Raw genomic sequence first — 14,379 nt, forward strand, 5'->3', positions numbered from 1 at the left:
AGGAACTCTCCATGTATCAACGCCTATTCGGTCTGGTGCTACTGCTTGCTTGCGCGGGCCTGGGCATCGTCGCCTGGGGCTATCACGCGCCCTTTTCCTACGAACCGGTGGGACCGCGCGCCTACCCGCTGCTGCTGCTGGTATTGATGGGCCTGGGTGCGATCTACCTGCTCGCCAAACCGGCCAGCGCCACCGCGCATGCGGATGAGCCGCCCATGGACCGCCACGTACTGCGCAAGGTGATCGGCTGCGTGGTGATATTGATGGTCTATGCCGCGCTGTTCGAACGCTTGGGCTTCATTGCGGCCAGCATCCTCTTCGGCGTTGCCATGGCGCGCCTGTACGGAGGCACCTGGCTGGCAAGCGCGGCCTCCGGCCTGATGCTGGCCGTCGGCCTGTACCTGCTGTTCGACAAAGCCCTCGACGTACCCCTGCCGCTGGGCATCCTGTCCGCCCTGGAGAACTGAACCATGGAAACCTTGAGCTACCTGGGCCAGGGCTTCGGCGTCGCCCTGAGCCCCTACAACCTGTTCACCGCCCTGTGCGGCACCCTGATCGGCACCGTCGTCGGCCTGCTGCCGGGCCTGGGCCCGATCAATGGCGTGGCGCTGCTGATCCCCATCGCCTTCGCCCTCGGCCTGCCGCCGGAGAGCGCGCTGATCCTGCTCGCCGCGGTATACCTGGGCTGCGAATACGGCGGACGGATCTCTTCGATCCTGCTGAACATCCCCGGCGAAGCCTCGGCGGTGATGACCACCCTCGACGGTTACCCGCTGGCGCGTCAGGGCAAGGGCGGCATCGCCCTGTCCATTTCTGCCTGGAGCTCCTTCGTCGGCGGCCTGATGGCCACGTGCGGCGTGGTGATCTTCGCCCCGCTGCTGGCGAAATGGGCGGTGGCCTTCGGCCCGGCGGAATATTTCGTGCTGATGGTGTTCGCCATCGTCTGCCTGGCCGGCATGGCGGGGAACAAACCGATGAAGACCGCCATCGCCGCCTGCATCGGCCTGTTCCTCTCCTGCGTCGGCATCGACTCGAACAGCGGCGTCTACCGCTTCACCTTCGGCAGCCTCGGCCTGGCCGACGGCATCCAGTTCGTGGTGCTGGTGCTCGGGTTGTTCTCCGTCAGTGAAATCCTGGTACTGCTCGAGCGTACCCATCACGGCCAGAAGGCCATCGAAGCCAAGGGCCGCATGCTGTTCAGCCTCAAGGAAGGCGCCTCGGTACTGGCCACCAACCTGCGCAGCGGCGCGGTCGGCTTCGTCCTCGGCATCCTTCCCGGCGCGGGTGCCACGCTGGCCAGCGCGGTGGCCTACATGAGCGAGAAGCGCCTGGCGCACAAGGACAACAAATTCGGCGATGGCGACCTGCGCGGCCTGGCCGCCCCGGAAACCGCCAACAGCGCCTCGGCCTGCGGCTCCATGGTGCCGATGCTGACGCTCGGCGTGCCCGGCTCGGGCACCACCGCGGTGATGCTCGGCGCGCTGACGCTGTACAACATCACCCCCGGCCCGCTGCTGTTCCAGAACCAGCCGGAGATCGTCTGGGGCCTGATCGCCTCGCTGTTCGTCGCCAACCTGATGCTGATCCTGATGAACGTGCCGATGATCAAGATCTTCACCAAGATCCTCGCCGTGCCCTACTGGGCGCTGGTGCCGGCCATCGCCATCATCACCTCGATCGGCGTCTACGCGGTGCACGCCACCACCTTCGACCTGTTCCTGATGATCGCCATCGGCATCGTCGGCTACATCCTGCGCAAGATGGACTTCCCGCTCTCGGCTATCCTGCTCGGCTTCATCCTCGGCGGGCTGATGGAGCAGAACCTGCGTCGCGCGCTGTCGATCTCCAACGGCGAGCTGGGCATCCTCTTCGCCAGCCCGATCACCTGGGGCGTCTGGACGCTGATCGCAGCGATGATCGCCCTGCCGATCTGGCGCGCCTGGCGGGCCCGCCGCCAGCGGCTGGCGCAACCGGTGAGCGTCTGAAGAACGGCCTTGTAGGGTGGGTTCTACCGCCGCTGGTGGGCTGAAGCCCACCCTACGCCACCCCCGGCACCTAACGCGGCCTGGTAGGGTGGGCTTTAGTCCACGCTGACAGCCACTGGTGGACTGAAGCCCAACACCCTCTGGGCCTTGCAACCCCAACACCTAACGCAGACATAGCCTAAGGAAAAGCAGTGACCGCAGCCCCTACCGCACGCCGCCTGCCGAGCTGGTGGCCGACCCCGCTGGTCGGCGCCGCCGGCGGCTGGCTGGCTGGCCTGGCCGACTGGCCGCTACCCTGGATGATCGGCTCGCTGCTGGCGGTGATCGCGGTGCGCTGCAGCGGCTGGCTGGTGACCGAAGTACCGCGCGGCCGCCAGGTCGGGCAGTGGATCGTCGCCAGCGCCATCGGCCTGCATTTCACCGGCGAGGTGATGGTCGAGGTGCTCAGCCACTTCGGCGTCATCCTCGCCGGTGCGCTGATCACCCTGCTGCTCGGTGGGATCGGCATCGTCATCCTGCTGCGTAGCGGCAGTGACCGCGCCACGGCGTTCTTCGCCAGCATGCCCGGTGGCGCCAGCGAGATGGTCAACCTGGCCAGCCGGCACGACGCCGAGCCGGCGCGGGTCGCCGCGGCGCACAGCCTGCGGTTGCTGCTGGTGGTGCTGATCGTGCCGGCGCTGTTCACCTGGCGCCTGCCGCCGATGCCGCCACCACCGGCGGCACCGGTGAGCTGGCCGTGGCTGCTGGCGTTGCTGGCCGCTGGCGGCCTGCTGGCACTGCTCTGGCAACGCCTGCGCCAGCCCAATCCCTGGATGCTCGGCCCGCTGACCGCCTGCGCGGTGGGCAGCGTCGCCTTCGACCTGCACCTGGGCCTGCCCGGCTGGGCCGGCGCGCTCGGCCAGTGGCTGATCGGTTGCTCGCTGGCCTGCCATTTCGACCGGGCGTTCTTTCGCAGCGCCCCGGCGTTCCTGCTGCGCATCCTGGCCTTCACCCTGCTGGCGATGCTCGCCGCCGCCGGCCTGGCCGAAGCGCTGGGCTGGCTGGCGACGCTGGACGAAACCTCGCTGATGCTGGGGATGATGCCCGGCGGCATCACCGAGCTGTGCCTGACGGCCGAAGCGCTGCAGCTGTCGGTGGCGCTGGTCACCGCATTGCAGGTGCTGAGGCTGTTCCTGGTGATGTTTCTCGCCGAGCCGCTGTTCCGGCTCTGGCAGCGGACCGTGCCTTGAGTCGCTGCGCGGCGGGATTTGAGGGTGCTGTTCGATTCGGTGCTAAACCGATTACCGAGTGCGCTGATAACCAGCAACCAACCCGCCCTTCACCCAAAGAACCAGTAGCACACCCCGATCGCCGCCACGATACCGGCCAGGTCCGCCAGCAACGCGCAGCCCACCGCATGCCGTGCACGCTGGATACCGACCGCGCCGAAATACACCGCCAATACGTAGAAGGTCGTCTCGGTACTGCCCTGCACCGTCGCCGCGACCAGCGCCGGGAAGCTGTCGACGCCGTGGTTCTGCATGGTCTCGATCAGCATCGCCCGCGCCGCGCTGCCGGAGAACGGCTTGACCAGCGCAGTGGGCAGGGCATCGACGAAGCGGGTGTCCCAGCCCAGCGCCTCGACCAGCCAGCGGATACCGTCGAGGCCGAACTCCAGCGCCCCGGAAGCGCGCAGCGCGCCGACCGCCACCAGCATGGCGATCAGATAGGGCAGCAGGTTTTTCGCCACGTCGAAGCCTTCCTTCGCGCCTTCGACGAAGGCCTCGTACACCGCCACCTTGCGCAAGGCGCCGACGAGCAGGAACGCGATGATCAGGCCGAACAGGGTCAGGTTTCCCAGCAGTGACGACAGCGAGGCCAGCGCCGTGGCCGACAGCCCGGCCAGCAATGCCATGAAGCCACCCAGCAGCAGAGCGCCGGGCACGAAATAGGCCAGCACCACCGGGTCCCACAGGCGCAGGCGCTGCACCAGCGCGACCGCCAGCAATCCGGCCAGCGACGAGGCGCTGGTGGCCAGCAGGATCGGCAGGAATACCAGCGTCGGGTCATCGGCGCCCTGCTGCACGCGGTACATGAAGATCGACACCGGCAGCAGCGTCAGCGAGGAGGTGTTGAGCACCAGAAAGAGAATCTGCGCGTTGCTCGCCACCGTCGGTAGCGGGTTGAGTTCCTGCAAGGCGCGCATGGCCTTCAGGCCGATGGGGGTGGCGGCATTGTCCAGGCCAAGGCCATTGGCGGCGAAGTTGAGCGTGATCAGCCCCAGCGCCGGGTGGCCCGCCGGCACCTCCGGCATCAGGCGGCGGAACAGCGGGCCGAGCAGGCGCGCCAACCATTCGATCAGCCCCGCCTTTTCGGCGATGCGCAGAAAGCCCAGCCACAGCGTCAGCGTACCGAACAGCACGATCATCACTTCCACGGCCAGCCTGGCCATGGCGAACAGGCTTTCCACCAGCGCGGCGAACACTGCGGGGTCGCCGCCGATCAGCCAGCGCCCCAGCGCGGCCACCGCAGCCACCAGAAAAAAGCCCAGCCAGAGGCCGTTGAGCATGTCGTTCTCCCATCAAAGCTGGCCGCGATGATAGCGGTGCGGGCGCATGCCGGTCACCCGCGCAGCCAGTTGGATGAATAGGATGGGAGAGGGGGGCCACCGGGGTCCGGAACCGGTCGCCAGCCAGGCGATGTCGAAGCGCAGGATCCAAGCTCAACGGACACGGTACAGCACAGGGCCTCGGCTGCGCCCGATCGGCGCGCGATCGATGCTGCTCGCCGGAGATGGCAACGATGTCCACCTCCGGCAGCAGTACTGCCGAACCCGGCCCACTGTTGGAGGCACTCCCTGTACCCCTAGGTCGCTTCGCCAGGCAAAGCAACCCGACCCCCTGGTTCACCCCGTTGCGGGGAAGCTGAGCGCGCAGGCGATCCTGAGAACGCTGCGCGACTCGGGATCATCTTCGGCAAGGCGCGAACACGATCCTGAAATCTGGCATCCCATGCCCCTGAAGCTCCTCGCAGTGCAGCCGCCCTTCACGGGCGGCTATCGATCGCATCAGATTCGCGGCCCACGTCCACGGCCGAAGATCAGCGATGCCACGAACAGCACCAGGAAGACCACGAACAGGATCTTGGCGATACCCGTGGCGGTCCCAGCGATACCACCGAAGCCCAGTACCGCGGCGATGATGGCGATGATCAGGAAGGTAATGGCCCAACTCAGCATGGTGTTACTCCTCTCGGTTCAGGAACGGTTCTCAGCGGATCAGAACAGCCTGATCGGCATCGAATTTGTTGCGCCTCCCTGCTGGTTCGCTCACACATCCCCTTCGCTGCTCAGAACACCCAACGCTGTTCGACCTGCGCCCGGTAGTAATCGGTTGCTCGCGGTTGTTGCCCGGTCCGCGTGAGCTCTACTGGTTGAGCGTCATACAGCCCGATTCGTTCCGCGGAATTCTGTTGCGCCTGGCTGAGCGGTTGCGACATCGGCCGTTCGGCCCCCATGATCAGCATGACCACCGCAGCAGAGAGGAAACCCTTGCTGGCCAATGAAAAGCGGGCTTGGCGATTCATCCTCAACTCCTTCTAAGCATGGCGAACTTGTCGATGGGTTCGTTGCAGGCCTCGTGCCAGGCAATAACTGAGAAATATTTCCTTTATTTTCAATAAGTTAATCGATACCTTCGACTCGCTTCGCCACTTAATTTGCACGAGCTGCCCTTTCGCTTCGGGCGTTTTGCACGAACGCTCAGTGCCGACTCCGCTTCACCTGGCGCATGCGCTCATGGCAGGCGCGAAGCTTCGGCAGCTCGATGGCCAGCATGGCCCGCACATCGGGCTCGGCATCCGGCAGAGCGTCTTCGAACGCCTGGAGGATGCGCTCTTCGGTCTGCTCCAGTTGATCGACGTAGGTGGTATCGTGATTGCCGACATGCGCGCGGGTATCGGCGTACAGTTCGTGCATGCGGCCGAGCAGCGTGCCGCCCTGGGCCGGCTGCTCGTCGCTGGCCGCGACCTTGACCGCCAGCGCCTGGATTACCTGGGTCTTGGCCTGGGCCATGTCGCGGAACAGATGCTGCAGCTCGACGTCCTTTACTTCCTCGGCGGCATGCTGGTAGAAACGCTGGCCATCGCGAGTAACCTCGATGAGCTCGTTGAGCTGATTGATGGCTTGGTTCATGAGTCCTCCTGCACGGCTGGTTTGCGACTGGCGCCCCACCTGCGGCGATGAGCGCGCCGGATAACAAGGGATCGCAAGCCCCGTGCCAGTGCGGTCGCAGCCGCACGCCACGCAAAATCAGGCACTTGCGCGCCGCAGCCGCGCGGCCGGGTGTGCAGCATGCAGGAAAGGCTTTTCCCCACCGTGCAACTTGCAAGACTTTTCATAGACTAAAACACTCGCCAACAGCGCAACGGAGCAACGGCCGGGCGCGAGGCGACGCCACACTCAGAAGTTTTTGCCAGCGCAACTGACTTCGCCTTAGCTGATGGGAGCTTCCATGGACCAAACGACGGACAACGGCGGACGCATCCTTCTGGTGGATGACGAAGCGGCGATCCTGCGCACTTTCCGCTATTGCCTGGAGGACCGCGGCTATACGGTGATGACCGCCGCCAGCGCGGCGCAGGCCGAAGCGATCCTGCAGCGCCAGGTATTCGACCTGTGCTTCCTCGACCTGCGCCTGGGCGAGGACAACGGCCTCGACGTGCTGCAGCAGATGCGCATGCTGGCGCCCTGGATGCGGGTGGTGATCGTCACCGCGCATTCGGCGGTGGATACCGCGGTGGATGCCATGCAGGCCGGCGCCGCCGACTACCTGCTCAAACCGTGCAGCCCCGAGCAACTGCGCCTGTCCGCCGCCAAGCAGCTGGAAGTCCGGCAGATGGCCGCGCGCCTGGAGGCGCTGGAAGGCGAGATGCAGCAGCGCAGCGATGCCCTCGGCTCGCACAGCCCGGCGATGATGGCGGTGCTGGAAACCGCCCGCCAGGTGGCCGACACCGATGCCAACATCCTCATCCTCGGCGAATCCGGCACCGGCAAGGGCGAACTGGCGCGGGCCATCCACACCTGGAGCCGGCGCTCGAAGAAGGCCTTCGTCACCATCAACTGCCCATCGCTGTCGGCCGACCTGATGGAAAGCGAGCTGTTCGGCCACAACCGCGGCGCCTTCACCGGCGCCACCGAGAGCACCCTCGGCCGGGTCAACCAGGCCGACGGCGGCACGCTGTTCCTCGACGAGATCGGCGACTTCCCGCTGGCATTGCAACCCAAGCTGCTGCGCTTCATCCAGGACAAGGAATACGAACGCGTCGGCGATCCGGTGACCCGCCGCGCCGACGTGCGCATCCTCGCCGCGACCAACCTCAACCTCGAGGAGATGGTCCGCGAGGGCAAGTTCCGCGAGGACCTGCTCTACCGCCTCAACGTCATCACCCTCAACCTGCCACCGATGCGCGAGCGCCCCGAGGACGTACTGGCGCTCGCCGAACGCTTCCTGGCTTCCTTCGTGAAGAATTACGGACGCCCGGCCCGCGGCTTCAGCGACACCGCGATCGCCGCACTGAAGGCCTATCGCTGGACGGGCAACGTGCGCGAACTGCGCAACGTGGTGGAGCGCGCGAGCATCATCTGCCCGCAGCAGATGATCGAGGTCAGTCATCTTGGCCTCGGCGAGCAGACCTCCAGCAACGCGCCACGGGTGGGCGAGCCGATGAGCCTGGAGGCGCTGGAGAAGGCCCACATCGCCGGCGTGCTCAGCACCAGCGATACCCTCGAACAGGCCGCACGCATCCTCGGCATCGACGCCTCGACCCTCTATCGAAAACGTAAGCAGTACGGCTTATGAAACTCCAGATGAAGCTGAGAACCCGGCTGTTCCTGGGTTTCTCGGCGCTGATGACGGTGGCCCTGCTCGGCCTGCTGCTGGCGCTGGTCAGCGTGATGCAAATGGCCAAGAGCCAGGAACAGCTGATCCGCAACAATTTCGCCATCATCGAAATCAATCAGCAGCTGCGCCAGGCGCTGGGCAACCATCTGATCGTCCTGCTCAGCGAGCAGCGCAACGACGAAGCGCTGGCTCCGGTGCGCCAGGCGTTCCAGCAGACCCTCGAGCGTGGCATCGCCGAGGCCACCGACGACGGCGACCACCAGGCATTCCAGGAGATCGCCAGCGCCTATGCCGACTTCCTCGAGGAACTGAACGCCTCGAGCCACCTGAACTGGACGCTGCTGGAAGACAACGCGCTGAGCCAGTCCTTCAATCGGGTGCGCGGCCTGATGGCCGACATGCAACGCAGCTCATACGACAAGATCCGCGATACCGAGCTGCGCAGCCGCGACCGCGCCGCGCTGCTCGCCGGTCTGCTCGGGCTGACCGCCATCGCCGTGCTGCTGATCGGCTTCATCACCGCGCACAGCTTCGCCCGGCGCTTCGGCGAGCCGATCGAACGCTTGTCCGCCGCGGCGGACCAGATCGGCCGCGGCGACTTCAACATCGAGCTGCCGCGCCCGCCGATCGCCGAACTCTCCTCGTTGAGCCGCCGCTTCGGCCTGATGGCGCAGGCCCTGCATCAGTTCAAGCAGACCAACGTGGAAGCGCTGGTCAACGGCCAGCAGCGCCTGCAGGCGCTGCTCGACAGCATCGACGATGGCCTGCTGATCATCGACCGCGAGGGTCGCCTGGAACACGCCAACCCGGTGGCGCAGCGGCAGTTGGCCTGGGAAACCGAACACCTGGGCTCGACCCTGGGCGAGGCGCTCGACGATCCCGAGCTGGACAATGCCGCGCGCCAGGTGCTGGATGACAAACCCTTGTCCGATCCGCCGCAGGACCTGATCATCGAGGCCGACGGCGAACGCCGCCTGCTGGCCTGGCGTATCAGCCCGGTCAGCCATCTCGACGGCAGCATCAGCGGTGCGGTGATGGTGCTGCACGACGTAACCGATCAGCGCACCTTCGAGCGCGTGCGCAACGAATTCGTGCTGCGCGCCTCCCACGAACTGCGCACCCCGGTCACCGGCATGCAGATGGCCTTCAGCCTGCTGCGCGAGCGCATGCACTATCCACCGGGCAGCCGCGAATCCGACCTGTTCGACACCGTGCACGAGGAGATGCAGCGCCTGGTCCGGCTGATCAACGACCTGCTGAATTTCTCCCGCTACCAGAGCGGCCAGCAGAAGCTGGAACTGGAGCAGTGCGACATTCCCAAACTACTCGAGGAGGCCAGCCAGCGCTTCGAGGTCGCCGCGGCCGAGCAGGACGTGCAGTTGAAGCTGGAACTGCAACTGCCGCTGCCGACCTTGCTGCTGGACCGCCAGCAGATCGAGCGGGTGCTGGACAACCTGCTGAGTAATGCGCTGCGGCATACGCCCAAGGGCGGCGAGGTCCGCCTGCTGGCGCGGCACCATGGCGAGCGGATGATCCTCAGCGTCGAGGACAATGGCGAAGGCATTCCCTACAGCCAGCAGGCGCGCATCTTCGAGCCGTTCGTGCAGATCGGCCGCCGCCGTGGCGGCGCCGGGCTCGGCCTTGCCCTGTGCAAGGAAATCGCGCAGCTGCATGGCGGCCGCATCGGCGTGCACTCGCGCATCGGCCATGGCACCATCTTCTACGTCGCGCTACCGATCTGATCGGTGAGCCCTCGCCAACCCCACGGCTCGCAGTGATGGTAGGTTGGGTTGAGCCTGCGAAGCCCAACATACGGTGCATCGGGCAACACACCGGCTGCGCCATTGTCTTCTCGCAGCCGCATATGGCTTGACGTCGGTGTGTCATGTTGGGCTTCGTCGCTACGCTCCTCAACCCAACCTACGTGGCGCCCTGCGAACCGCGTAGTTGCCTAGCGACCCTCGTTGAGTACCTGCAGCAGCGCGGCAGTCTCGGCATCCGGCTCNGCCGTCGAAGCGAGCCGGCCGGTATTTCATCTGGAATGCGGCGATCACGTTGCGCGTCTCCGGGTCCAGATGCCCATGGCGCGGCACCTGGTAGCCCTGCTGCGCCAGCGCCTGCTGGAACCAGTCGATCGCCGGCACGCCGGTGGCTGCGTAGTGCGCCCGCTGCGCGGCCAGCGCATCGGCGGCCGGCCAGGGCACCAGGCCGGCATCGGCGAGACGCTTCCAGGGAAACAGCGGACCGGGATCGACCTTGCGCTGCGGGGCGATGTCGCTGTGCCCGATGATCGCCCCGGGCTTGAGGCCATGGCGCGCCATGATGTCCTTGAGCAGCACCACCAGCGCATCGATCTGCTGCTCGGAATAGGGATACCAGAGCCGCCGCCCGTCAGCGCTTTCGACATAGCCGCGGTTGACCAGCTCGATGCCGATGGAACTGGAGTTCAGCCAGGTTCGCCCGTTCCATTGACTCTCGCCGGCATGCCAGGCACGGCGATCCTCGTCCACCAGGCGGTAGATGGTCGCCGGCGACTCGCCGATCAGATAGTGGCTGCTCACTTCGCGCTGGGTGAGCAGCTCCAGCGAGCGCCGCAGATCGCTCGAGGTGTAATGCAGCACGATGAACTGGACGCGGCTGTCGTGACCGGCGGAGGGATGGCTGGTATCGATCCGCGAACCGGCGGCGCAGCCGGCCAGCAACAGGATCATCAGGGCGAGAGTTACGGTTTTCATCGGGGCAACCTCTGTGTCGACGGCGAAATGACGCAGATGGGTGGATCGTGCGGCGCGCTACCGGACGTCGGGCTGGCGCCAGCGTGACTGCGGGCAGACCGGCGATTATACCCGTCGAATTCCAGTGCCTGTTCCCGTTTCATCGCGAACCGCATGGCCGCGAGAAGGATTTCGCAGGTGCCCTCCGGGTTCAGCCGGGCGGGTTACATCCCACGAGCGCAACCGTTTGCTGCGAGCAGGCGGTCAGGCCGTCGCGATGCGATTGCGCCCGACATCCTTGGCCCGGTAGAGCGCATGGTCGGCGCGTTCGAAGGCGCGCTCCGGCGTATCGCCGACGGCGAAGGCGCTGAGTCCGGCCGACAGCGTGACCTGTACCCGCTCGCCCTTGAAGTGGAACGGGCAGGCCTCGATCGACTGGCGCAGCACCTCGAGCAGTTGTTGCCCGGCCTCGGCGGTCGTGCCGGGCAACAGCAGGACGAACTCCTCGCCGCCGAAACGGGCGATGAAATCGGTCTTGCGCAGGCGCTTGCGCAACTCGCCGCCGATGATCTTCAGCACCCGGTCGCCGGCCAGGTGGCCATAACCGTCGTTGACCCGCTTGAAATGATCGACGTCCAGCACCGCCAGCAGCAGATCGCCGCCGTGGCGCTGCCAGCGCGCGAATTCCAGATCGAGCCGTTCGTTCCAGGCGGCGCGGTTGGGCAATCCGGTCAGGGTGTCTTGCAGCGCCTTCTGCCGCTGCTCTTCCAGATTCCCGCGCAGGCTGCGCGCGGCCTGCTCCAGGCTGCCGACGCGGCCAACCAGCTGCTGCAGACGCTCGCCGAGGGTGCGTTCGTGCTCGCTGCGCTGGCGCTCATAGCTGTCCACCGTATCCAGCAGGCCGTCCAGACGCGCCTGCACCACCTGCTTGAGGCTCGGCAGATCGGTCGCCTGGCGCATGCTGCTCTGCAGCCCGCCGACCTGCTCGCGCAACTCGGCATCCAGCGCCTGCGCGGCCTCGCGGTTCTGGGCATGGCCTTCGTGGGCAGCGAGCAGATTGTCCTGCATGGCCGCCAGGCGCTCGTTCAGGGTCCGCAGGTAGTTCTCGAACTCGCGCTGGCCCAGATCGCTGACCGCGATCATCAGCACGGCGAGGTCGTCCAGTACCGGCACCAGTTCGTACCAGTTCAGGCCACGCTGGATACGCTCACGCAGCGTCTGCAACTGTGGCTGGTACTGCTCCGGCAGATGCATGCCATCGAGCAACCCGTTGAGCGTGGCCTCGACACGCTCGGCAACCACGCTGTAGGCGGGCTCCGGCGATACCGGCAGGGCATGCTCGGCATCATTCACGGTCTCCTGCGGCGCCTCGCTACCGACAACCTCCTCGTCCTGCTCCGGCGGGTCGACAGGCAGCGGCGCAAGCAGCGGCGGATCGACGGACTCGAGGACGGGACCGGCCTCGCCGGCATCCGGCATTGGCTCCAGCGGGACAGCCGCCGGCGACTCGGCGACGACGGCGCATTCGCCCGCAGCGGCCAGCGCCAAGGCGGCAGGCTCGGCCACGGCGGGCTCCGCCAGAGGCTCGCCACGGCCGCCGAACAGACGCCGTAGCAAACCGCCCCGCTGCACAGCCGAATCGATCTGCAGGCTCAGGGCCTGCTCCTGCAACACGCTCAGTTCGCTCAACAGCGCGGGAATTTCGCACAGCTGAGCCGCGCGCTGGTCGAGCTGTCGGGCGAAGCGCTTGAGCGGCTTGCGCAACTCGGCCGGCAACGGCAGCGCCTGCAGGTGGGCGACCAGCCGGTGCAGCGCCTCGGCGAGCTGCACGGCCCGTTCCTGCCGGTTGCGCTCGGAGTCCAGCACGGCCTTTTCCAGGCGCGGCACCAGGTTGCTCAGGCCGTCATCCAGATCGCCGTCGCGGAGGATTTCACGCATCTCCTGCAGGCAGCGCTCGACCGCCGCATCGGCGCCTTCGACGGCGATGCTGCTGCGCACCAGGCTGCGCCGCAGCAGGTCGACGCGCTGTTCCCAGCGGGCCTCCAGCTGTTCCTGCTGCTCGACGAGCTGCAGGTATTTTTCCCGCCAGCGCTGGGCTTCGTCGTTCATATCGGCTCGCCCGTGGGCACCGGCAACGCATCGCCCTGCAGCGCATCGGGCAGACGAATCTCCACCGCCACCGGCAGGTGATCGGAAATCGGCTGCGCCAGCACGTCGACGCGCTCCAGGGCCAGGCTCGGGCTCAGCAGGATATGGTCCAGGCAGCGCTGCGGCCGCCAGCTGGGAAAGGTCGCCTCGACCTGCGGCGCGAGCAGACCCAGGTCGCGCAGAGGGGAATTCTCCAGCAGGTCGTTGGCATGGGTGTTCATGTCACCCATCAGCACCTGATGGCGGTAGCCGCCGATCAGTTCGCGGATGTAGGCCAGCTGGCGCGTGCGTGTACCGCCGCCCAGCGCCAGATGCATCATCACCACCACCAGCGCATCCGGCCCCTCGCCGAAACGCAGCAGGATGGCGCCGCGCCCGGACGGCCCGGGCAGTGGGTGGTCCTCCAGGTCCTGCGGCTCGAGCCGGCTGAGCACGCCGTTGCTGTGCTGGGCGAAGCGTCCGAGATTGCGGTTGAGCTGCTGGTACCAGTAGGGGAATGCGCCGAGCTGGGCCAGATGCTCGACCTGATTGACATAGCCGGAGCGCATGCTGCCGCCATCGACTTCCTGCAGGGCGACCAGATCGTAGTTGCCGAGCAGTTCGCCGATGCGCTGCAGATTGCCGGCGCGGCCGGGATGTGGCAGCAGGTGCTGCCAGCTGCGGGTCAGGTAATGGTGATAGCGCTCGGTGCTGATGCCGACCTGGATGTTGAAGCTGAGCAGCCGCAGGCGCCCGTCGGCCGGTAGGCCGCTGCTGGCCAGACAGTGCGGGTTGATCCGCGCCTTGCCCGGTCCGGCGAGGCGCGGTGCGCTCCAGCGGCGCAGCATCGTCGCTTACCGCGCTGAGCGTTCTTTTTCGATGAGGAAGTCGGCGACTTCCAGCGCACGTTCGGGGCCGCCGGCCGAGCCGAGGTCGAAGCGGTACTTGCCGTTGACGATCATGACCGGCACGCCGGTGATCTGGTACGCCATGCCGAGCTTCTTGGCCTGCTCCACCCGGCTGCGTACGCCGAAAGAGTTGTAGGTCTTGAGAAACGCCTGCTTGTCGATGCCCTGTCCGACGAGGAAATCGGCCATCTCCTCGGGCGTGGCGAGCTTCTTGCGCTCCTGGTGGTAGGCGGCGAATACCGCGTCATGCACCTGCGGCTCGACGCCCATGGATTCCAGGGTGATGAACAACTGGCCGTGGGCGTTCCACAGGCCGCCGAACATCGCCGGGATGCGCTTGAATGCCACGTCGTCGGGCAACTGCTTGGCCCACGGATTGATGATCGGCTCGAACTGGTAGCAATGCGGGCAACCGTACCAGAACAGCTCGACCACCTCGACCTTGCCCGAATCGGCGACCGGCACCGGACTGCTCAGCTCGACATATTCCTTGCCGGCCTGGAACTCCGCCGCCTGGGCCACCCAGCCGAACAGGCTCGCTGCAGCGAAAACGGCAGTGAGTAGAAGATTGCGCATGAAGTACTCCTGTTAACGACGAACCGATGGCGCAACAGGCTGCAGCAAAACGCCAGGACTCGCCAGCATTTTTCAGCGATCGCGCACCGGTGACGGAATAATTGTAGCGAGCCTTAAAACAAAAGGCTCTGTCCCCATTGCGTGTTGCTCGAAGTGTCGAGGTGTTCTGAACGTCCGTAGGAGCGGGCCG

Annotated in this window: 12 protein-coding genes and 1 pseudogene; 5 read left to right on the top strand and 8 right to left on the bottom strand. The window is 66.2% G+C overall.

The features are described from left to right. The first annotated feature begins 11 nt into the window (after window positions 1-11). The 3 genes from IN820_RS06595 to IN820_RS06605 all read left to right on the top strand — a co-directional run bounded on the left by IN820_RS06595 (window position 12) and on the right by IN820_RS06605 (window position 3,214). Complete coding sequence (locus IN820_RS06595) at window positions 12-467, top strand: tripartite tricarboxylate transporter TctB family protein (protein WP_193680209.1); 456 nt, start codon at window positions 12-14, stop codon at window positions 465-467. A 3-nt stretch (window positions 468-470) separates the two neighbouring features. After that, window positions 471-1,985, top strand: coding sequence for a tripartite tricarboxylate transporter permease (locus IN820_RS06600; RefSeq protein ID WP_193680210.1), 1,515 nt, complete (start codon window positions 471-473; stop codon window positions 1,983-1,985). Window positions 1,986-2,176: 191 nt separating this feature from the next. Further along, window positions 2,177-3,214 (top strand): AbrB family transcriptional regulator, encoded by a 1,038-nt coding sequence (locus IN820_RS06605; RefSeq protein WP_193680211.1) that lies wholly within the window; start codon window positions 2,177-2,179, stop codon window positions 3,212-3,214. Window positions 3,215-3,303: 89 nt separating this feature from the next. On the opposite strand, the gene IN820_RS06610 is transcribed toward IN820_RS06605, so the two are convergent. The 4 genes from IN820_RS06610 to IN820_RS06625 form a co-directional block, all read right to left on the bottom strand. Continuing rightward, complete coding sequence (locus tag IN820_RS06610) at window positions 3,304-4,533, bottom strand: nucleoside recognition domain-containing protein (protein ID WP_193680212.1); 1,230 nt, start codon at window positions 4,531-4,533, stop codon at window positions 3,304-3,306. Window positions 4,534-5,031: 498 nt separating this feature from the next. After that, window positions 5,032-5,202 carry a DUF1328 domain-containing protein gene (locus IN820_RS06615; protein ID WP_014854442.1) on the bottom strand — a complete coding sequence of 57 codons (171 nt, stop codon included), beginning with the start codon at window positions 5,200-5,202 and terminating at the stop codon, window positions 5,032-5,034. Between the two features lie 110 nt (window positions 5,203-5,312). Next, window positions 5,313-5,549 (bottom strand): hypothetical protein, encoded by a 237-nt coding sequence (locus tag IN820_RS06620; RefSeq protein WP_193680213.1) that lies wholly within the window; start codon window positions 5,547-5,549, stop codon window positions 5,313-5,315. 175 nt (window positions 5,550-5,724) lie between these two features. Next, window positions 5,725-6,156, bottom strand: a complete 432-nt coding sequence (locus tag IN820_RS06625; protein WP_193680214.1) for a PA2169 family four-helix-bundle protein — start codon at window positions 6,154-6,156, stop codon at window positions 5,725-5,727. Between the two features lie 319 nt (window positions 6,157-6,475). On the opposite strand from IN820_RS06625, the gene algB reads away from it, so the two are divergent. After that, window positions 6,476-7,822 (top strand): sigma-54-dependent response regulator transcription factor AlgB, encoded by a 1,347-nt coding sequence (algB, locus tag IN820_RS06630; RefSeq protein ID WP_193680215.1) that lies wholly within the window; start codon window positions 6,476-6,478, stop codon window positions 7,820-7,822. Further along, complete coding sequence (locus IN820_RS06635; protein ID WP_193680216.1) at window positions 7,819-9,606, top strand: KinB sensor domain-containing domain; 1,788 nt, start codon at window positions 7,819-7,821, stop codon at window positions 9,604-9,606. The genes algB and IN820_RS06635 overlap by 4 nt, the downstream gene beginning before the upstream one ends. Before the next feature lie 209 nt (window positions 9,607-9,815). Here the strand turns inward: IN820_RS06635 and IN820_RS06640 are convergent. The 4 genes and pseudogenes from IN820_RS06640 to IN820_RS06655 all read right to left on the bottom strand — a co-directional run bounded on the left by IN820_RS06640 (window position 9,816) and on the right by IN820_RS06655 (window position 14,189). Further along, window positions 9,816-10,599 (bottom strand): annotated as a pseudogene (locus IN820_RS06640) (peptidoglycan recognition protein family protein). A gap of 243 nt (window positions 10,600-10,842) precedes the next feature. Beyond that, entirely contained in the window at window positions 10,843-12,687 is a 1,845-nt protein-coding gene (locus IN820_RS06645; RefSeq protein WP_193680217.1) for a GGDEF domain-containing protein, read from the bottom strand. Beyond that, window positions 12,684-13,553 carry an endonuclease/exonuclease/phosphatase family protein gene (locus IN820_RS06650; RefSeq protein ID WP_193680218.1) on the bottom strand — a complete coding sequence of 290 codons (870 nt, stop codon included), beginning with the start codon at window positions 13,551-13,553 and terminating at the stop codon, window positions 12,684-12,686. The genes IN820_RS06645 and IN820_RS06650 overlap by 4 nt, the downstream gene beginning before the upstream one ends. A gap of 6 nt (window positions 13,554-13,559) precedes the next feature. Next, window positions 13,560-14,189, bottom strand: a complete 630-nt coding sequence (locus IN820_RS06655) for a thiol:disulfide interchange protein DsbA/DsbL (protein WP_193680219.1) — start codon at window positions 14,187-14,189, stop codon at window positions 13,560-13,562. Between the last annotated feature and the right edge of the window lie 190 nt (window positions 14,190-14,379).

Source organism: Pseudomonas lopnurensis, from assembly GCF_015070855.1.
Classification (GTDB): Bacteria; Pseudomonadota; Gammaproteobacteria; order Pseudomonadales; family Pseudomonadaceae; genus Stutzerimonas; species Stutzerimonas lopnurensis.